15 protein-coding genes are annotated in these 17,846 nt (G+C 67.9%); 3 read left to right on the top strand and 12 right to left on the bottom strand.

The features are described 5' to 3' along the window. Positions 1–10 precede the first annotated feature (10 nt). The 8 genes from OYT95_RS29470 to OYT95_RS29435 all read right to left on the bottom strand — a co-directional run bounded on the left by OYT95_RS29470 (position 11) and on the right by OYT95_RS29435 (position 9,739). Entirely contained in the window at positions 11–838 is an 828-nt protein-coding gene (locus OYT95_RS29470; protein WP_268789805.1) for a sugar phosphate isomerase/epimerase family protein, read from the bottom strand. Beyond that, entirely contained in the window at positions 835–2,559 is a 1,725-nt protein-coding gene (locus OYT95_RS29465) for an FAD-dependent oxidoreductase (RefSeq protein ID WP_268789804.1), read from the bottom strand. Before OYT95_RS29465 ends, OYT95_RS29470 begins: the two co-directional genes overlap by 4 nt. Continuing rightward, positions 2,556–3,653: a Gfo/Idh/MocA family protein gene (locus tag OYT95_RS29460; RefSeq protein ID WP_268789803.1), complete on the bottom strand. Its 1,098-nt coding sequence runs from the start codon at positions 3,651–3,653 to the stop codon at positions 2,556–2,558. The genes OYT95_RS29465 and OYT95_RS29460 overlap by 4 nt, the downstream gene beginning before the upstream one ends. After that, positions 3,653–4,450, bottom strand: a complete 798-nt coding sequence (locus OYT95_RS29455) for an aldo/keto reductase (protein WP_268789802.1) — start codon at positions 4,448–4,450, stop codon at positions 3,653–3,655. The genes OYT95_RS29460 and OYT95_RS29455 overlap by 1 nt, the downstream gene beginning before the upstream one ends. Further along, positions 4,447–6,396 carry an oxidoreductase gene (locus tag OYT95_RS29450; protein WP_268789801.1) on the bottom strand — a complete coding sequence of 650 codons (1,950 nt, stop codon included), beginning with the start codon at positions 6,394–6,396 and terminating at the stop codon, positions 4,447–4,449. Before OYT95_RS29450 ends, OYT95_RS29455 begins: the two co-directional genes overlap by 4 nt. After that, entirely contained in the window at positions 6,393–7,295 is a 903-nt protein-coding gene (locus OYT95_RS29445) for a shikimate dehydrogenase (RefSeq protein ID WP_128641632.1), read from the bottom strand. Before OYT95_RS29445 ends, OYT95_RS29450 begins: the two co-directional genes overlap by 4 nt. A 34-nt stretch (positions 7,296–7,329) precedes the next feature. Further along, positions 7,330–8,694 (bottom strand): MFS transporter, encoded by a 1,365-nt coding sequence (locus OYT95_RS29440; protein ID WP_037238679.1) that lies wholly within the window; start codon positions 8,692–8,694, stop codon positions 7,330–7,332. Positions 8,695–8,845: 151 nt separating this feature from the next. Next, on the bottom strand, positions 8,846–9,739 hold the full coding sequence (locus tag OYT95_RS29435; RefSeq protein ID WP_268789800.1) for a LysR family transcriptional regulator: 894 nt from the start codon (positions 9,737–9,739) through the stop codon (positions 8,846–8,848). 134 nt (positions 9,740–9,873) lie between these two features. On the opposite strand from OYT95_RS29435, the gene OYT95_RS29430 reads away from it, so the two are divergent. Beyond that, positions 9,874–10,566, top strand: a complete 693-nt coding sequence (locus OYT95_RS29430) for an SDR family NAD(P)-dependent oxidoreductase (protein ID WP_268789799.1) — start codon at positions 9,874–9,876, stop codon at positions 10,564–10,566. 123 nt (positions 10,567–10,689) lie between these two features. Here the strand turns inward: OYT95_RS29430 and OYT95_RS29425 are convergent, their stop codons facing one another. Genes OYT95_RS29425 through mhpA form a run of 4 tightly spaced genes read right to left on the bottom strand, consistent with a single transcriptional unit; the run spans position 10,690 to position 15,259 of the window. Continuing rightward, positions 10,690–11,538: a dioxygenase family protein gene (locus OYT95_RS29425; protein WP_268789798.1), complete on the bottom strand. Its 849-nt coding sequence runs from the start codon at positions 11,536–11,538 to the stop codon at positions 10,690–10,692. Next, positions 11,535–12,635, bottom strand: coding sequence for a maleylacetate reductase (locus OYT95_RS29420; RefSeq protein ID WP_268789797.1), 1,101 nt, complete (start codon positions 12,633–12,635; stop codon positions 11,535–11,537). The genes OYT95_RS29425 and OYT95_RS29420 overlap by 4 nt, the downstream gene beginning before the upstream one ends. Beyond that, complete coding sequence (tsdA, locus tag OYT95_RS29415) at positions 12,632–13,621, bottom strand: gamma-resorcylate decarboxylase (RefSeq protein ID WP_037238671.1); 990 nt, start codon at positions 13,619–13,621, stop codon at positions 12,632–12,634. Before tsdA ends, OYT95_RS29420 begins: the two co-directional genes overlap by 4 nt. 36 nt (positions 13,622–13,657) lie before the next feature. After that, on the bottom strand, positions 13,658–15,259 hold the full coding sequence (mhpA, locus tag OYT95_RS29410) for a bifunctional 3-(3-hydroxy-phenyl)propionate/3-hydroxycinnamic acid hydroxylase MhpA (RefSeq protein WP_268789796.1): 1,602 nt from the start codon (positions 15,257–15,259) through the stop codon (positions 13,658–13,660). A 147-nt stretch (positions 15,260–15,406) separates the two neighbouring features. Here mhpA and OYT95_RS29405 point away from each other — a divergent pair, with 147 nt between their 5' ends. After that, positions 15,407–16,237 carry an IclR family transcriptional regulator gene (locus tag OYT95_RS29405; protein WP_037238665.1) on the top strand — a complete coding sequence of 277 codons (831 nt, stop codon included), beginning with the start codon at positions 15,407–15,409 and terminating at the stop codon, positions 16,235–16,237. Positions 16,238–16,469: 232 nt separating this feature from the next. Then, a complete protein-coding gene (locus OYT95_RS29400) occupies positions 16,470–17,822 on the top strand; it encodes an MFS transporter (protein ID WP_268789795.1) in 1,353 nt (450 codons plus the stop codon). Positions 17,823–17,846: the final 24 nt, after the last annotated feature.

Here is a 17,846-nt window from a genome sequence, read left to right as displayed (position 1 = left end):
CGCGGACAAATCAGTGTCCGGTGGCCGCCGGAACCTGCGCGAGCACCTCCCGGGTGGCGGCGACCAGCCGCGCGAGCCACGCATCCGTGCCGACGGCACGCCGGAGCGGCTCGTTGGGGAGTTCGATGCTCACCGGAAGACCCGCCGGCAACGTGGACCAGATGTCGGCGAGCGGGATGCCACCCGACCCCGGAACGAGGCGCTCCTCGCGGGCCTGACGGATCAGTTCGGCGTCGTCCGCAGGCGCAGGCACCGAGCCGTCGCACATCTGGGCGTAGTGCAGCCAGTCCCGCGGGATCGCCGCCAGGTCGTCGAGCGTGGTGCTCGACCGTCCGACGTGCAGCCCGTCGACCAGCACGCTGCGGGCAGGCCCGTCGGCCTGCGACACGATCTCGACCGCGGTGGCCGCGTCGGGCACGGCCGTCCACGGCATGAACTCGAGGCTGGCGACGATGCCGTACTGCGCGCACAGTTCCGCGAGACGGGCATAGGAGTCGGTGAGCCGGGAGCGGTCGCGGTCGTCGCCGCCGACGAGCACGGCCTTCGCGCCGAGCCGTGCGCCCGCCTCGAGCAGCGGAACGTACGATTTCGGATCGAAATCGGCTCCCAACCGGATGATTTCGAGGTCGAACACCTCGATCGGCGAATCGTCGAGACGACGGATCAGCGCGTCGAGGGCGCCCTCGTCCTCGTGCAGTGGGTAGGCGGTGGTGCCGGGCGCGGCGGGCAGCAGCCGGATCCCGATGGTGTCGAAGCCGTGCTTCTCGGCGAGGTCCACCTGCTGCAGCGGCGCGGTGTCGAGCACGGTGAGCGCGGCGAGGCCGAGGGGGGCGGTCATCGCAGATCTCCTGTCGTCGAGGCGAGGCGGCGACCGGTGAGGTAGCCGAAGGTCATGGCCGGGCCGAGGTTGATGCCGCCGGACGGGTAGTGGCCGCCCATGACGCTGGACTGGTCGACCCCGACGGCGAACAGCCCGTCGATCGGCTGGTCGTCGTCGTTCAGCACCTGCGACGCCGAGTCGGTGACCAGACCGGCGAACGTGCCGAAGCTGCCGGGCACGACCTTGACCGCGTAGAACGGGCCCTCCTCGAGCGGTGCGAGGGAGGCATTGGGCCACGGGTTGTCGGCGTCCCCCGACCCGATGGTGAACGGTGTGGTGCCACGACCGAATTCGGGGTCGACGCCGTCGCGGGCGCCCTCGTTGAACGCTGCGACCGTCTTCTCCAGGCCGTCCGGGTCGACGCCGATCTTCTCGGCCAGCTCGCGCACCGTGCGGCCGCGGGTGAGGTACCCCGACGTCAGGTACGGCCACGTGGGGATCGGCAGCGGCTTGGCCATGCCCAGCGGGAAATACCGCAGGTACCGCTGGTCGGCGATCAGCCAGGAGCAGACCTCGTCGCCGTCGGGGACCTGGTCGACCATCGCGAGGGTGTAGTCGTGGTAGCCGAGGGCCTCGTTGACGAAGCGGCGGCCGTCGGCGAGTACGCCTATGGCGCCGGGCTTTCCGCGGTCGAGGATGTGCGGGAACACGCCCTCCTTGCCGTTGCGGTACCGGATGATCGACACCGGGCAGTACGCCACCGGCGACGCGACCGAGCGGTCGAGGCGCCCGCCGACCGATTCGCCGAGGGTGATGCCGTCGCCGGTGGTCGTGGACGGGGTGAGGGTCCAGTGTTCACGGCCCGTGGGTGTGCGGGGAAAGAGTTCGCGGCGCCGGTCGACGTCGCGACTGAAGCCGCCCGTGGCGAGGACGACTCCGCGGCGGGCGGACACGGAGTAGGCCCCGTCCGGGCCCTCGAGCCGGACACCGGTGACGGCGCCCGCGGAGTCGGTGGTCAGCGTGGTGGCCGCCGTGCTCACGCGGATCTCGACGCCGGCGTCGAGCGCCGACCGCAGCAGCCGGCCGACGAGCGCGGTGCCGTTGACGAGTTGCTGGCCGCGCCGCTGGGTGGCGAGGTCGAGCAGGTGCGTGGACACCCTGCGTGCGCAGTGCACGAACGCCTTCGCCGAACGCGTCGAGTGCAGGAAGGCCTGCAGGTCCGGGCCTGCCATGATGCCCATGCCGAGGAACGACGTCTCGTAGAGCTGCCGCCGGAGCAGCGCCGCGACGTCGGGGCCGAGCTTGCGGAGGCTCACCGGCTTCGGCCCGACGGAGCGGTGCCCCGTGCCCGCACCCGGTGTGTCGCCGTGGATGTCGGCGATCTTCGCGCCCGGAACGAACTGCAGGGCCGTCTTCTTTTCGAAGAACTCAACCATCTCGGGTGCGCCGTCGAGCAGGGCGTCGACCTTGGCGGCGTCGAAGTTCTCCCCGAGTCGGTGCTCGAGGTAGGTGCGCGGCAGCGAGCGGTCCTCGTTCACGCCGTCCGCCTGCGCGAACAGGTTCCGCGGCGCCCACATCCAGCCGCCGGACCATGCCGTCGCGCCGCCGCAGGTGTCCGCCTTCTCGACGACGAGGACGGAGGCGCCCCCGTCGGCTGCGGCGACGGCGGCGGACAGGCCGCCCGCTCCGGAGCCGATGACGACGACGTCATAGGTGGCGGTGGTGTGTGCGGGGGTCATGGCGTCTCCTGAGCGGATGTTGTTGCGAAAGTCGGTGCGGGCGTGAGGTCGACGACCCGGCCGGTGCGCGAGGACTCGTAGATCGCCGTGACGATCGCCAGCGAGGCGCGCGCGTCGCGTCCGGTGACGGCGGGGTCGCGACCGGTCAGGACGGCGTCCGCGAAGTCCTGTACCTGGAGTGTGTGGAAGTCGGCGAGTCCGGCGTTGACTTCGGTGACGTCGAGATTGGCGCGGACGTCGGGTGTGAACGGGGCGCGGAACTCGACTTCGCTTGGGACCGTCCAGATCTCGTTGACGCCCTCCCTGCCCTCCGGGAATTCGAGGACGCTCGCGATCGCACCGGTCTGCCCGATGACGGTGACCCGGTTGCCGAGGTTGTGGTTGGCGCCGGTGGTCGCGGTGACGGTGGCAGTGCCGCCCGACGCGAACGAGACGACGGCCGACGCACTGTCTTCGGTCTCGATGTGCTCGCCGTGCGTGTGGGTGCGGATGAAGCCGCTCACCGAGACGGCCTCCCCCATGAACCACTGGAGCATGTCGATCTGGTGCACGGCCTGTGTCATGAGGACACCGCCGCCGTCGGTGTCCCACCGTCCACGCCACTCGTCGGCGGAGTAGTAGGACGACGGGCGGTGCAGAAGGACCGACGCCTCACCGAGCACCGGAACGCCGATCCGGCCGTCGTCGATGGCCGCCCTGATGCGCTGCGCTGCCGGCCAGAATCGACGCTGGAACAGCACACCGAACGTGATACCGGCGCGGTCGGCGGCCGCGATCATCCGGTCGGCTGCGGCGACGTCGACGGCGATCGGCTTCTCGCACAGCACGTGGATCCCGGCCTCCGCCGCCGCGACGACCACCTGCTCGTGCACCGGATGCGGGGTGCAGACGGTGCACGCATCGAGTCCGAGGGCGATCAACTCCTCCACCGAACCGACGGCGCGGGCGATGCCGTGTGCGGATGCGAACTCGCGGGCGCGGTCGACGTCGGGGTCGCAGCAGCCGACCACCTCGACGCCGGGCACCTGCTGCAGGGCCCGGGCGTGGTTGCCGGCGATCTTTCCGCAACCGACGATGCCGATACGTAGTGCCATCAGTAGTGCTCCTCGGTTTCGACGTCCCGGGCCGCGGACTCGCCGCGGTCGAGACGGTTCAGGGCGTCGACGTCCGCGGCGGTGAGACGCACGTCGAGGGCGGCCAGGTTCTCGGCCTGGCGGGCGGGATTCGCGGATCTCGCGACCGGCACGACACCCTGCGCGAAGTGCCAGGCCAGGACCACCTGCGCGGGGGTGTGGTCGAGGCGCCGGGCGATGTCGGTGACCACAGCGGCACCGAGCACGTCGCCGCGGCCCAGCGGGCTCCACGACTGCGTGAGCACGCCGAGTTCGTCGTTCGCGCGACGGACGGGCAGCCGGGCGAGCGACGGGTCCATCTGGATCTGGTTGACCGCGGGCGCTTCTCCGGTTTCGGTGACGACGCGACGCAGGTGCGTCTCCAGGAAATTGGAGACGCCGACGTAGCGGACGAGGCCGGCGTCGCGGCAGGCGAGCATCGCCTCGAACGCCGCCACGTACCGGTCGTGGCGTGGCAGCGGCCAGTGGATGAGGAACAGGTCGAGCCGATCGAGTCCCAGATTCTTCAGGCTGCGCTCGACCGCGCCGCGGATGTCACCCGACACGTGATCGCTCCCACGCAGTTTCGTGGTGACGAACAGCTCCTCGCGGGGCAGTCCGCACTCCGCGAGCGCCACACCCACGGCGTCCTCGTTGTCGTAGATCGTGGCGGTGTCGACGAGTCGGTAGCCGGCTTCGATGCCGGACAGCACGGCCCGGGTGGCGTCCGGGCCGGTCAGTGGCCAGGTCCCGAGACCGAGGGGCGGGATGTTCATCATGCGTTGACCTCTTCGAGAGCATCGGCGGCCGCGGTGATCGTCGCGGCGACGTCGGCTGCGGTGACGAGAGCGGCGTGGATGGAGCCGCCGTCACCGCTCGCGTCACCGACCGTGTGGACGCCGAGTCGCGGTGCCGGCGACCGCAGTGCGGCGAGCAGGTCGGTGCGTGGTTCGACGCCGTGCGAGATCAGCAGTTCGCCGGGGGCGTCGACGATCCGTTCTGCACCTCCCGTGGAGATCACTACCCGGTCTTCCTCGACCCGTTTCACGATCGACGACAGGTGGGTGGTGAGGTTCGCACTCGCCGCGAGCCGCGGCAGCAGCACGATCTTGCCGCGTCGGCCGACGTCGTGGGCAATCGTCTCCTGCGGGCCGATCATGACCACCTTTGTGCCGTGCTGGAGCAGGTCGTCGGCGACCGCGGCCGCTTCCCGGTCGGCGCCGAAGATCGTGATCGCCTCGGGTGCCGGGTCCCCGGATTCCAGGAACTCGCGAACGTCGCGAACCCTCCGGGTGTCGGCCCCGGGGAGGTCGATCGCGGGTCCGCGGCCGCCCGTCGCGAGCACGACGGCGTCGAAGTCGAGTTCGGCCAGTGCGGCGGCGTCGACCCGGGTGCCGGTGTGGCAGGTGATGTCGAGGTCGGCGATCTCGGCGAGGTACCAATCGACGATCCTCGCGTACTCGGGGTATTCGTGCAGCCGGGAGGCCAGTGCGAAATCACCACCGAGGCTGTCGCGTTCGTCGTACAGGTCGACGCGGTGCCCGGCGAGCGCGAGGTCGCGGGCGGCCGCCATGCCCGACGGCCCGCCGCCGACGACGGCGACGCGCACCGCCACGTCCGCCGTCTTCGACGGCTGCTCGAGTTCGCGGCCCACCCACGGATTGACCGAGCACGGAACGGGTCCGGCGGCGAGGCTGTCGATGCAGTAGTTGCAGGCGATGCACGGCCGGTACCGGCCGCCGTCCAGCGCGCGGTTCGGGAAGTCCGGGTCCGCATGCAGGGTGCGGGCCATGCTCACGAAGTCGGCCTGCCCGGATTCGATGATCTGCGCCGCGACCTCGGGTGAGCTGATCCGGCCTGCGACTCCGACGGGGAGGTCGAAGTCCCTCGTGTACTGCTCGGAGAACGGGGCGAGGAGTCCGCGCGGCCACTCGCCGGGCTGGATGATCCACTGCCCGGATTCGTAGTTGCCGGCGGAGACGTCGAGGAAGTCGAGCCGGTCGGTGTCGATCGCGTCGATGCGGGCGCGGGTCGTCTCGGCGTCGAGACCGCCGTCGACGGCTTCGAACGCCGAGAATCGCAGTCCGAGAGCGATACCCGGTGACCTTGTGCGCACGGCGTCGATCACCGAGTTGACGAACAGCGCCGGATCGGCCCACTCGTCGTCGCGGTGGTTGTACGCCGGCGAGAGGAACTGGTGGATGAGGTAGCCGTGACCGCCGTGCAGCGAGATCACGTCGACCCCGGCCTGCTGACAGCGCGCGGCGGCCTCCCCGAAGCATTCGATGATGTGCTCGATGTCATCGCCGTCGAGTTGCTCGGGCATTTCGCCGCCGACCACCGCGCACGGGATCGGTGACGGTGCGACGGGGACGAATCCGCTGACGGAACCCTGCGCGGTGCGGCCGCCGTGATTGAGTTCGACGCCGACGAGCGCACCGTGCGCGTGGATCGCCTCGACCATCTTCGCGATGCCCGGGATGCGTTCGTCGACGTCCACGCCCATCTGCCGGATACGGCCCTTGCCGTCGGCCCGCACGTAGCTGGCCTCGGTGAAGACGAGTGCTGCGCCGCCCGCCGCACGGCGCTCGAGGTACGCGATGTACTCGTCGGTCATCGTGCCGTCGACCTCGCAGTAGTTGCGCTCCATCGGCGCCGACACGAAGCGGTTGCGCAGTCGCACGTTACCCAGGTCGAGTGGTGCGGCGAACGGACGCGCGGTCATCTGGACTCCTCGAGTACGGTCGGGGCGCACTGATCGGCGAGCAGTTCGCCGAGGTGACGTCGCATCCGGTCGGGGTCGGGCGTGACCCCGGTGAGGAGGGCGAACGTGTCGGCCGCCTGAGCGACGAGCATCTGACCGCCGTCGAGCACGTCGCAGCCGAGAGCGGTTGCTGCCGCGACGAGTTCGGTCCGCAGGGGGCGGTAGACGATGTCGGCGACCCACAGGCCGGGATGGAGCGCGTCGGTGTCGAACGGCGTTCCAGGATGTCCGACCATGCCGATCGGAGAGGCGTTGACGACGCCGTCGCAGTGCTCCAGGTTCGCTTCGATCGTGTCGAGGGGGATGGCCGTGACCCGCGTCTGCGGGAAGGCCGCCGCGAGGCGCGTGCAGACGTCCGCTGCTCGGGCCGGGTCGAGGTCGGCGACCCGCAGGTCCGTCACTCCGGCGGCGGCGAGCGCGTAGGCGACGGCCGAACCGGCACCGCCCGCACCGGCGAGGACGACGCGGCCGAGTGTGGCATCGGGCAGTCCCCGGCGCAGCGCCGCGAGGAATCCGCTGTGGTCGGTGTTGTGACCGATCAGCCGCCCGTCACGGACGACGACGGTGTTGACGGCGCCGAGAAGTCGTGCGTTGTCGGATAATTCGTCGAGAGAGTCGACGACCACCTGCTTGCACGGGTGGGTGACGTTGAGTCCGGTGCAGCCCGCTGCGACGGCCTGCCGCAGCGTGTCGCCGGAACTGTCGACGGGGATGCCCTCCGCCGCGACGTCGATCAGGTCGTAGCGGTAGTCGGTCAGGCCGAGGGCGGCGGCCTCGTGTTCGTGCAGCGCCGGCGACAGGGACGTGGCGATCCCTGCCCCGACGAGGCGGATCCGGTGCCGGGTGGATACGGGGTGCATGAAAATCTCCTGCAGTGGTGAAGGTCCGGTCCGGTCAGGCGTCGTTGCGGACGAGCGCCTGGTGCCGGGTGCCGACCGTCGTCGCGCCGGGTTCGCCGAGCTGTTCGGTGGGGGTGCGGTACGTCTCGGGACCGGTGAGCGCGGCGACCGACGACAGCAGCGCGAAGCCCAGGCACATCCAGGCGACCGGGGTCCAGTTCGCGGTGTCGCCCGCCGACAGCCACTGCGCGATGGCCGGGGTGAAACCGGCCACCAACAGTCCCAGCATGAGGCTCACGGCCATTCCGGTGTACCGGACCTTGGCGGGGAACTGCTCGGGGAAGTACGCCGGGTACACGCCGTTGGGCATCGCGTAGAACAGGCCGATCAGGACGATGCCGGCCGCGAACACCATCGGCGCGCTACCCGTTCCGATGGCGTGGAAGAACACGAACACCATGCCCGCGGAACCGACGGCGCCCGTCACGAACACCGGTTTGCGGCCGATCCGGTCGGCGAGCATTCCGAACAGCGGCTGGGTGAGAACGGCGACGAAGTTGGCGGTGGCGATCGCCCACAGCATCGTGGAGCGTTCGAGCCCGGCGACCTGCACGGCGTACGCCAACGCGAAGACGTTGACGATCGTGTTGATCATCGCGAATGTCGCGCTGAGGCTGATGCGGATCACGGTGCGCCAGTGTGAGCGGAACATCTCCACGACGGGGATGCCCGCCGTGTCGTCGTGTTCCTTCAGCTCTTCGAAGACCTCCGGCTCGTCGAGCTTGCGACGCAGCCAGACCGCAACACCCGTCACGACGATGCTGAGCAGGAAGGGCACACGCCAGCCCCACGAGTAGAGCGCGTCGTCCGGCAGCGCGGCCACGGGAATGAACACCAGGCTCGAGATGACGATGCCGAACATGATGCCGCTCATGGTGAACGAGGTGTAGAACGAGCGACGGTTGTCCGGTGCGTGTTCGAGCGTCAGCGCGGACGATCCTGGTGATTCGCCGCCGGCGGATAGGCCCTGCAGCAATCGCAGGAGCACCAGGATGATGGGCGCGGCGATACCGATCTGGTCGTACGTGGGCAGGCAGCCGACGACCACCGTCGCGATACCCATGAGCAGGAGACACGCCAGCAGCGAATTCTTGCGCCCGTACCGATCCCCGAGATGTCCCCACAGCACTGCGCCGAGTGGACGCGCGATGTACGCCACGCCGAGCGTGCCGATCGACAGCAGGGTCGCCGTGGCTCCTCCGCCGGGGAAGAAGATCCGCGGGAAGACCAGCGCTGCCGCGGACCCGTAGATGAAGAAGTCGTAGTACTCGAGCGTGCTGCCGAGGAATCCCGAGACGGCGGCCCGGCGGGCGTTCTCGTTCGGTTGTCCCCCGGTGTCGCGAGTAGACGTGCTTGCCATGGTGTTCCTTTCGTCCCAGGGATCCGGTGCGCCGCGAGGCTTCTTCGGAGGTGATCCACCTCACACGAAGTTCCGGACCGTGACGAGCGTGTCATGGCGGACTATGCGCAGTCCAGCGCAAAAAAAGTCTTAGATATAGATCGAAAACATCCTAATCTGGAGTCGGGAGAATGCCCTCCGACACCGCGAGGGCCACCCGGAGCGCGTCGGAGACCCGGCGCGGCGACCAGGCGAGTCCGTGGTTCATGTAGATCGGCTCGCCGGTGAGCGGCACGAACACCGTGCCCGGGGGCGTGAGCGCGGCAATGCCCGACGTCATGAGCGCCACGCCGACACCCGTCGCCACCAGCATCAGGATCATGTACGGGTCGGTGATCTCCTGCACCACGCGGGGACGAAAGCCCGCATCGACGCATGCCCGCATCGCGACCTCCTGCAATGCCGAGCCGGCCGACAGCGGTGTCGTGACGAACCCGTCCTCGGCCAGGTCGCGCAGGTCGATCTCCGGCTCCGACGCGAGCGGGTGGTCCGCCGGGAGCACGGCCCCGAACGGCTCGCGGCGGATCAACCGGGTGGACACCGAGGCCGTCTCGACGGGAAGTCCGACGAACGCGAGATCGAGTGCGCCACTGTCCAGTTGAGTGATGGCGTCACGGGTCATGATGCGTCCGACGAGGGTGAGTTCGATGTCGGGGTAGCGCTGCCGGAGCGCGCGGGTGAGCGGGGGCAGGGACAGGTGATTGAGCACGCCGGTGAAGCCGATCTTGATGCGGCCGTACACGCCCCCGGCGGACGCGCGGGTGGCCTGCCGCGCGATGTCGACGCTCTCGAGAATCCGGTAGGCGTGCGGCAGGAACGTGTGGCCGGCCGACGTCAGGGCGACGCTGCGGGTGCTCCGCTCGAACAGCGGCACGCCGATGTCCTTCTCGAGTTTGCGCACCGTCTGGCTCAGCGGCGACTGGGCCATCTGAAGTCGCGCGGCGGCCCTGCCGAAATGCAGTTCTTCGGCGACGGCGACGAACGCTTGCAGCCAGCGAATCTCCATCGGATTCCCTTCGGCGAGTTTGACGAGTGTGGCTCAGCCCATATATTCCAATTCGTACACAGTGCGAAACCAATCATTCTGATTTCGCACATAGAACAAGACTAATACGCACACAGTCGCGAGGAGAAACCACCATGGCTACGTATCCCGAGGGCGCCACCGCGCTCGTCACCGGCGGAGCGAGCGGAATCGGTGCGGCGTGCGCGAAGCGCCTCGCCGACGCCGGGGTCCGCGTCGTCACCGCCGACGTCGCCACCGGGGCCGACGAGCACCTCGACGTCACCGACGCCGACGCCGTCGAGAACCTCGCCGCCAGGCTCGGCCGCGTCGACATCCTCGTCAACAGCGCCGGCGTCGTGGGACCGTCCGCTCCTCTGGTCGACGTCGACCTCGGAGACTGGCGCCGCACGTTCCGGATCAACGTCGACGGGACGTTCCTCCTCTGCCGCGCGTTCGTGCCGGCCATGGCCGACGCCGGCTGGGGGCGGGTGGTGAATCTGGCGAGCATCGCGGCGAAGGACGGGAATCCCAACCAGAGCGCCTACTCGGCGTCGAAGGCGGCCGTCATCGCGCTGACGAAATCGCTCGGCAAAGAGGTCGCGAAGACCGGTGTCCTGGCCAACGTGGTGGCACCCGCCGCCGTGGAGAGCCCGATGAATGCCGGCACCGACCCGGCGATCCTCGCGCGGTCGCAGAGCCTGACCCCGATGGCCCGGATGGGACGGCCCGAGGAAATCGCGGAACTCGTCGCATGGCTGTGCTCGGAGGCGCTCAGCTTCTCGACCGGCGCCGTCTACGACGCGAGCGGTGGCCGGGCGTCGTACTAGCGGGGCACTCGCTCGGCTCCAGGCCTGGTTGTCGGCGGCCCGTACTCTCGCCCGGCGCCCGCACGCCCAGAGACCTCAGCGCAAATCGGCCAGCTGTCCGTCGGAGGCTTCAGGACAACGAGGTCAGCTGCTGCCACGCGTGAGTACGAAGTCATATTGTGACGACCATGCTGTGCCGGAGCCGTCACTGTTCCTGTCGTAGGTGGCGATCAGCACTTCTTTCACCCCGAAGACAGCGTCGGACTCGAGGTAGCTATCGCCCTCCACGAAAGTGTGGGTCACCAGACGTTCGTAGCCGTCGGCGGTGACGAGGAAGTGCATGTGTGCGGGTCGGTACGGATGCCGCCCGATTCTGTCGAGCATTTGCCCCACAGGACCGTCGTCCGGGATCGGGTAAGCCGTGGGCTTGATGCCGCGGAACAGGTACCGGCCGTCGGCGCCTGTGATGAAGCGACCCCGATTGTTCCATCGGGGTTGGATGTCTGGCTGCTGAACGTCGTAGTAGCCATCCGCATTGTCCGACCAGACGTCGACGCATGCGCCCTCGATCGGGTGGCCGTCGAGGTCACGGACCTGCCCCGCGAAGAGGCAGGACTCGCCTTTGCCGTCGAGGGAGATGCCATCCCCCATCTGCCGGATCGGCGCCCCCTCGACGTGGAACGGAGCGACGACAGTGTTTTCGGTGGCCCCGGTGGGCCTGCGATGGTTGATGGCGTCGACCAGCATCGATACCCCGAGGGTGTCCGACAGCAGGATGAATTCCTGCCGCTCGGGCCCACAGATCTGTCCGGTTCGCGTCAGGAAGTCGATCGCAAGGTCCCACTCGGCCTGGGTAATTCCGACATCCTTGACGAACGAGTGCAGATGGCGGACGAGGCTTTCCATCACGACGGCGGCCCGGTCGTCGGCGTCGATGCCCATCCGACCGTTAACAGTGTCGACGGACTCATCCTCGGTGAAGTACTTGGTCATGCCGATCCTCCGTGCGGGGCTGATTCTGGGCGGGTGCCGTCGTAGGCGTGCTGCAGCAGTCGACGGATGGAATCGCGCTCCAACGGGCGCGGGGACCAGTAGGGCGCGTCGAGCGCCAAGTCCGCGACACGGTCCAACTGCTCGGGCGTGACCCCCAATTCGGAGAGACGAAGAGGAGCCCCGAGTTCCACTGCGAAATCGTGGAGGCCCCCGCCTGCACTGCCTCCGAACAGGTCCGCGACGGGTGCGAGGACCGTGGGTTCGGTTTCCTCCACGAAGCCGATCGTGTGTGGAAGCAGGATTGCGTGGGTCTGTGCATGAGGCAAGTCGAGCGCGCCGCCGACGGTGTGGCACAGCTTGTGGTGGACGGACATTCCGACACCGCCGAGGACGGTCCCGCACAACCACGCGCCGTAGAGAGCGCGATCTCGCGCATCGTGGTCGGCGGGGTCGATCGTCAGCTCACGCAGGGCGTCACGCAGAGCGGCGAGGCCCTCCAGGGCCATGAGGGTGAAGATCGGGCTCCCATCGCGCGCATATACCCCCTCGGCGGCATGTGCCATCGCGTTCAATCCGCTGGCGACGCTGAGGGAAATCGGCAACGAGTCGGTGAGGGCCGGATCGTAAACAACTGTCTCGGGCAAGATCTCGGGGCCCCGCCGCGTGGTCTTCATCCCGTTGTCGGTCTCGCCGAGGATCGGGGTCACCTCCGAGCCCGCGTATGTAGTGGGGACAGCGACCTGGGGAAGACCGGTTCGAGCCGCGATCGCCTTGCCGAGACCCGTGGTCGAACCGCCTCCCAGGGCGACGACGCAGTCCGCGCCGAGTTGCTCGATCTCGACCAGCGCCTTGGCGGTGACCTCCACGGGGGTGTGCATGGTGGCGCGGTCGATGACGCCGACACCGAGCGCACCCATGTCGTCGGCGAGAAGCTCCGCGCTCTCCCTCTGTTGGGGCGTCGACAGCACCACAGCCCGTCGTGCGCCCAGGCGCTCGACTTCCTCCTTCACGCCGTCGCGGGCACCGCGCCCGAAGACGATGCGCGCTGGTGATCCGCTGTGGACGAAGGGCCGCACCGCCGACTCCTGCCGGTTCACCGGTCGAGTTTGAACAACGTGGCGGCGTTGGTCCGACCGATCTTGAGCCGGTCGGCCTCGGAGATGCTGGCAGCGTCGAACCATTCGGCGGCGTGGTTGATGTTCTCGAAGGGCCAGTCAGTCGAGAACATCACGCGCTCCGAGCCGAGCTCGAGCAACAGGTCGATCAGCGTCTGGGTGCGGAAGTTACCGGAGGTCGTGACGAAAAAATTCTCGGTGAAGTAGTCGACCATGCGACGTTTCGCCGGGTACGCGGGCGGCACGTCGACCCAGGCGTTGCGGTGGTCGATGCGCCAGAGCATCGCGGGGATGCCCTCACCCATGTGACCGAGGACGATCCGCAGGCCGGGGTGCTCGTCGAAGAGGCCAGAGGCCATCAAGCGCAACGCATGGACAGCAGTCTCCTGCGCGAATGCCCACGTCGGACCGAGCAGCCACGGGTGGCCCTCGTAGATTCGGGCGTCCTGGTTCAGCGGGTTGCGCGGGTGGAGGTAGAAGGGCACATCGAGACGCTCGACCTCTGCCCAGAAGGGTCGGTACTGGGGGAGGTCGTAGTAGAGGGGGGTGTTGCCGCCGTCCACCGTCGCACTCTGGGAGAACCCGTTGACCAGCGCGCCGACGAAGCCCAGTTCGGTGACGCAGCGTCGCAGTTCCTCGGCGGCGGCGTCGGGGTCCTGGAGCGGCAGGGCAGCGAAGCCACGGAACCGGTCCGGCCGCTTCGCGCATTCCTCGGCGAGTACATCGTTGGCACGACGCGCAATGTCGATGGCGCGCTTCCGTTCGGGGATGGCCTGCACGGCAGGTGCATTGAGCGAGAGGATCATCGTTTCGATGTTGTGCTCGTCCATCAGCTTCAGGCGGACATCCTGGATGTCGAGAAGCCGCGCCTGCAACTCGTCCCAATAGGTTCCGGGTACGAAGCCCGCGGAGTCGTTCAGCGTCTCCGGGATGGCGAAGTGCTCTTCCAGTGCGATCTTTCCCTGCATCAGTTTTCTCCTCGAGTGTTTGTCGGTGGTGGGATGTCAGGCCGTGGGCGCCAGCGGCCGGGGCGGCACGGGAGCGACCGGGGTGATGACGGCGACGAGCTCCTTGGCGAGGGTCCCCAGCTCTGCGGCGTCGCGTGCGATTCCGAAGACGTAGCCGTCGGGCCGCACGATCGCGGCGACGCACTCATGGGCGGCGAACCATCTGGTGTACACGCCGGCGGTGTCGGAGACGGGCGCTCCGTCAAACATCGACGTGAGGCCGAAAATCACTTCCCGGCCGCCGATCTCGATGAATGCGGTGCGGTCGCCTTCGGCGATGTCGGACAACACCTGCGGCCCGTCGGCGACGACGAGCCACCCGGTGCCCGCGATTTCGTCGAAGAGTGCGGTGGTGCTCGACGTCGACACCAGGCCCTGCGGGAAGATGTCGCCGTGGTTGGCGATCAGGCCTCCTGACAACGCGGGGTACTGCAACTTGTCCGGCTTCTGGTTGGCTTTGCGCGCAGCGATCATCTGAGCGTCGCGCTCGGCGGCGAGCGCGGTGTCCCGCATCGTCTGGACCCGACCCAGTTCGATTGCCTTCTCGGTGATGTAGCGGACGTGCGGTTCGCGCTCGGCTTGGTAGGTGTCGAGCAGCGAGTCGGGGTGGCCTGCGAGCACCATGTCGAGCTTCCAGGCCAGGTTCCGTGCGTCGCGGATTCCCGACACCATTCCCTGCGCCAGGAAAGGCGGCATCTGGTGCGCCGCGTCGCCGGCGAGAAGAATCCGACCGTGACGCCACTGCGTGGTGATGCATGACCGGAACGTGTAGTTCGCGACGCGGACGAGCTCCGCATCCTCCGGGGTGAGATACGTCGCTACGCGCGGCCACACCTTGTCCGGGTGAACAACCTCCTCGCGATTCGCTCCGCTTTCGAGCCGGAACGAGAATCGGTGGAAGCGGGGTCCGATGTTGACGATGGCGATCGGTTCGGCGGGGTCGCAGACCTGGCGGAAGGTGGGGAGGTCCGGCACGTCGCGGTCGAGCTGGAAGTCGCAGACGAGCCAGTTCTCGAAGAACCCGTAGTCGTCGAGTTCGCCGCCGGCGAACTGGCGGACGATGCCGTTCCCCCCGTCGCAGCCGACGACATAGTGGGCACGAACCAGGTGCTCGCCGCCCTCGACGTCGGTGGCGCGGACGACGACGTCGTCACCGTCCTGCTGGTCGACGGACTCGACCGTCATCCCGCGGCGGATCTCGACCGTCGGCAGGGACGTAATGAGCTCGTCGAGAACGGATTCGAGGTGGGGCTGGTACATCATGTACTGCGCCGGCCATCCGCAGCGGCCCGGGTTGTCGAACTCGATGTCCAGCAACACTTCGTCGTCGCCGTTCACCCATACGTAGCCGCGCTGAACATTTGTTCCGGGCAGCATCTTCTCCGCGACACCGAGTTTCTGGAATGTACGCATGGTCTCGTCGTCGAACGCGGCGGCGCGCGGCAGGTTGTAGAGACCCGTATACCTCTCGAGGACAACGACGCTCCGTCCCTGGCGCCCCAGGAGCGCCGCCAGTGCCATCCCGGTAGGGCCGCTGCCGACGATCGCGACGTCGACTGCTTTTCTTTCCGCGCCCGGCGGCTGTGCGAAGGCAGACATGCCGTTGTTCCTTTCGACTTTCGTGACTTCGCGTCACGTGTGATTGCAACCACACCGTACGAGTTTATTATTAGTGAAGTCAATGCACAGTAGTGAATCAGTTCTCGATCACCCCCAACCGTTCGTCGAGCCATAAGGTGGTTTCCCGTGACGACCTCCGCGGATTCCGATTCCACTGCAGATGCCGAACGCGCCGGCCCCCGTCAAGGCATTCAGTCGGTGGAGCTCGCCATGACCGTCATCGAGGCCCTCGAAAGCGGACTCGGCCCCATGAGCCTCACGCAGATCGCGAACGCCTCCGGGATGGCCGCGAGCAAGGTTCACCGCTACTTGGTCAGCCTGGGTCGCGCAGGGCTCGTCGTGCAATCTCACCGATCCGGTCTCTATGACTTCGGACCGGCGATGCGTCGACTGGGCATCGAATCACTGCGCCGCATGGACGAGGTCGGCGTGGCGTCGGAACATCTCCCCGACTTGCGTGATCGCACCGGACACGCCGTCAATCTCGCGGTATGGGGCGACCATGGTCCCGTCCTCGTGCGCTGGGACTACGGCGCGCACGCACTCCCGATCACGATCCGGGTGGGAGCGACAATGCCGCTGCTCACCTCCGCGATCGGACGCGTCTACCTGGCCCATCTGCCGGCCACGATGATTACATCGATCGTGGAGACCGAACTCGAGACACTCGGCACGAACGCGCCAAGCAAGAGCGACGTGGCTCGGCTACGGGCCACCGTGCTCGAGCAGGGCGTAGCAACCATCTCGGGCGAGGTGATCCCGGGCGTCATGTCAGTCGCAGCACCAGTCTTCCCGGCCGGTCAATCAATTCCCCTGGCAGTGGCGGTGGCACTTCCGTCGTCGCTCGGTGACGCAGCCACGGTCGCCGAGGTGACGCTGGAACTGCTGCGCACGACGAAGGCGATCTCGGAGGACTACGGCAGCGTCGGCGGAGCGGCCGGTGGCCCAGTCGCCTGAGCGATTCCATCGCTCCTCACGGGACCAGGCACGCTCGGACAGGGATTCACTATTGCGGAATTCATTTCGCTATGTTCAAATGTGACTCGCGTCATAACGTGGTTGTGCCAGATCTGTGACGAGTGCGGCACCGAGGTTGGACCGTTGCGAACGGTCCATCGGATGGCTGCCAATCGTGAACGCACGCACCCCGCTGCGGTGCCATCGCCCTCTTCTCGACAGGAGCGTCCCCATGAGTCGCGCACCCTCTTCCTCCGGTTCGGATCGCCTCCCTGGCGCCACCCGCACACTGTTGTGCGTCACCTGGCTCGTGGCGACGCTCGAGGGCTTCGACCTCGCGATCTACGGGGCCACCCTCCCGGTGCTCCTCCAGACGCCGTCGCTCGGCATGGACCGGAGCGAGGCCGGGACTATCGGCTCGCTCGTCGGCGTCGGCATGTTGATCGGGGCCGCGCTGGCCGGAGCAATCATCCATCGCGTCGGCCCCCGGCGGCTCCTGATCGGATCGATCGCCGTCTTCACCGTCGGCATGCTTGTATCAACCTTCGCGTACAGCGCCGAAGCGTTCGGCTTCGGACGTCTCGTCGTCGGACTCGGTCTGGGCGTCGTTCTTCCGACCCTCAACGCGTACGTAGCCGACCTCAGCGCACCGCAGCGCCGCAGCCGACACATCGGACTGATGATGAGCGGGTACGCCATCGGGGCGCTCGCCGCACCCCTGCTCGGCGCCGCATTGCTTCCGGAGGTCTCGTTCCGCTGGCTCTACCTGATCGGTGTCGTCATCCCACTCGTCGCACTCCCGTTGGTCTTCCGCCTTCCGGAGAGCCCATTCCACCTGCGCCTCATCGGACGCGGCGCGGAGGCCGCCGAGATCGAGACCCGCTACGACCTTCCCTCGAGCCACGTCGCCAACAAGCAGGCCGGCCGTCTCTTCGGCCTCGGCCCGCTGCTCACGCGCCGACTCGCCCCCACCACGCTGCTGTTCTGGGCCATGTCCTTCTGCGGCCTTCTGCTCGTATTCGGCATCAGCGCATGGCTGCCCTCGATCATGCAGGCCGCCGGCTACTCTCTCGGGTCTGCCCTGCTCCAGACCGCAGCCATGTGGCTCGGTGTGTTCGTCGGCGTCATCGCAGCCGGCCCCGTCGCGGACCGTTTCGGACCGCGCATCGTCGTCGTGACCGCGTTCCTCACCGGCACTGTCAGCCTGGTCCTCATGAGTCTTCAGCCGCCGACGTTCCTGCTCTTCCTGCTCATGTTCGTCAGCGGATTCGGGTTCATCGGCTCCCAGATCCTCGCCAACGCCTACATCCTGTCCGTCTACGACCCCGAGAACCGCAGCAGTGGTCTCGCCTGGGCCCTGTCGGTCGGTCGCCTCGGAGCGATCGCGGGCCCGACCCTCGGCGCATTCGTGCTCGACCATGCGAACGGCGTCGACGGGAACTTCTACAGCTTCGCCATCGTGGGTCTGCTCGGCGCGCTGACCGCAGTACTCGTTCCGCGGCGCGAGTCGCGCATTGATCCGGTCCAGGGCGACGCGATGCCGGCCACCAGATTGGCGGATGCTCAGAATCACTCCCGGCGCTGAACGAATTTCTCCACAAAGGGTCAC

The organism is Rhodococcus sp. JS3073, from assembly GCF_026810085.1.
In the GTDB taxonomy this organism is placed as follows: domain Bacteria; phylum Actinomycetota; class Actinomycetes; order Mycobacteriales; family Mycobacteriaceae; genus Rhodococcus_F; species Rhodococcus_F wratislaviensis.
The sequence above is the reverse complement of the archived record's forward strand: the minus strand, read 5'-3'. Positions and strand labels throughout refer to the sequence as shown.

Excerpts from the sequence above, each read along its gene's own strand:
- OYT95_RS29470 (WP_268789805.1), bottom strand. The coding sequence starts at position 838 with ATGACCGCCCCCCTCGGCCTCGCCGCGCTCACCGTGCTCGACACCGCG.
- OYT95_RS29465 (WP_268789804.1), bottom strand. The coding sequence starts at position 2,559 with ATGACCCCCGCACACACCACCGCCACCTATGACGTCGTCGTCATCGGC.
- OYT95_RS29460 (WP_268789803.1), bottom strand. The coding sequence starts at position 3,653 with ATGGCACTACGTATCGGCATCGTCGGTTGCGGAAAGATCGCCGGCAAC.
- OYT95_RS29455 (WP_268789802.1), bottom strand. The coding sequence starts at position 4,450 with ATGATGAACATCCCGCCCCTCGGTCTCGGGACCTGGCCACTGACCGGC.
- OYT95_RS29450 (WP_268789801.1), bottom strand. The coding sequence starts at position 6,396 with ATGACCGCGCGTCCGTTCGCCGCACCACTCGACCTGGGTAACGTGCGA.
- OYT95_RS29445 (WP_128641632.1), bottom strand. The coding sequence starts at position 7,295 with ATGCACCCCGTATCCACCCGGCACCGGATCCGCCTCGTCGGGGCAGGG.
- OYT95_RS29440 (WP_037238679.1), bottom strand. The coding sequence starts at position 8,694 with ATGGCAAGCACGTCTACTCGCGACACCGGGGGACAACCGAACGAGAAC.
- OYT95_RS29435 (WP_268789800.1), bottom strand. The coding sequence starts at position 9,739 with ATGGAGATTCGCTGGCTGCAAGCGTTCGTCGCCGTCGCCGAAGAACTG.
- OYT95_RS29430 (WP_268789799.1), top strand. The coding sequence starts at position 9,874 with ATGGCTACGTATCCCGAGGGCGCCACCGCGCTCGTCACCGGCGGAGCG.
- OYT95_RS29425 (WP_268789798.1), bottom strand. The coding sequence starts at position 11,538 with ATGACCAAGTACTTCACCGAGGATGAGTCCGTCGACACTGTTAACGGT.
- tsdA (WP_037238671.1), bottom strand. The coding sequence starts at position 13,621 with ATGCAGGGAAAGATCGCACTGGAAGAGCACTTCGCCATCCCGGAGACG.
- mhpA (WP_268789796.1), bottom strand. The coding sequence starts at position 15,259 with ATGTCTGCCTTCGCACAGCCGCCGGGCGCGGAAAGAAAAGCAGTCGAC.
- OYT95_RS29400 (WP_268789795.1), top strand. The coding sequence starts at position 16,470 with ATGAGTCGCGCACCCTCTTCCTCCGGTTCGGATCGCCTCCCTGGCGCC.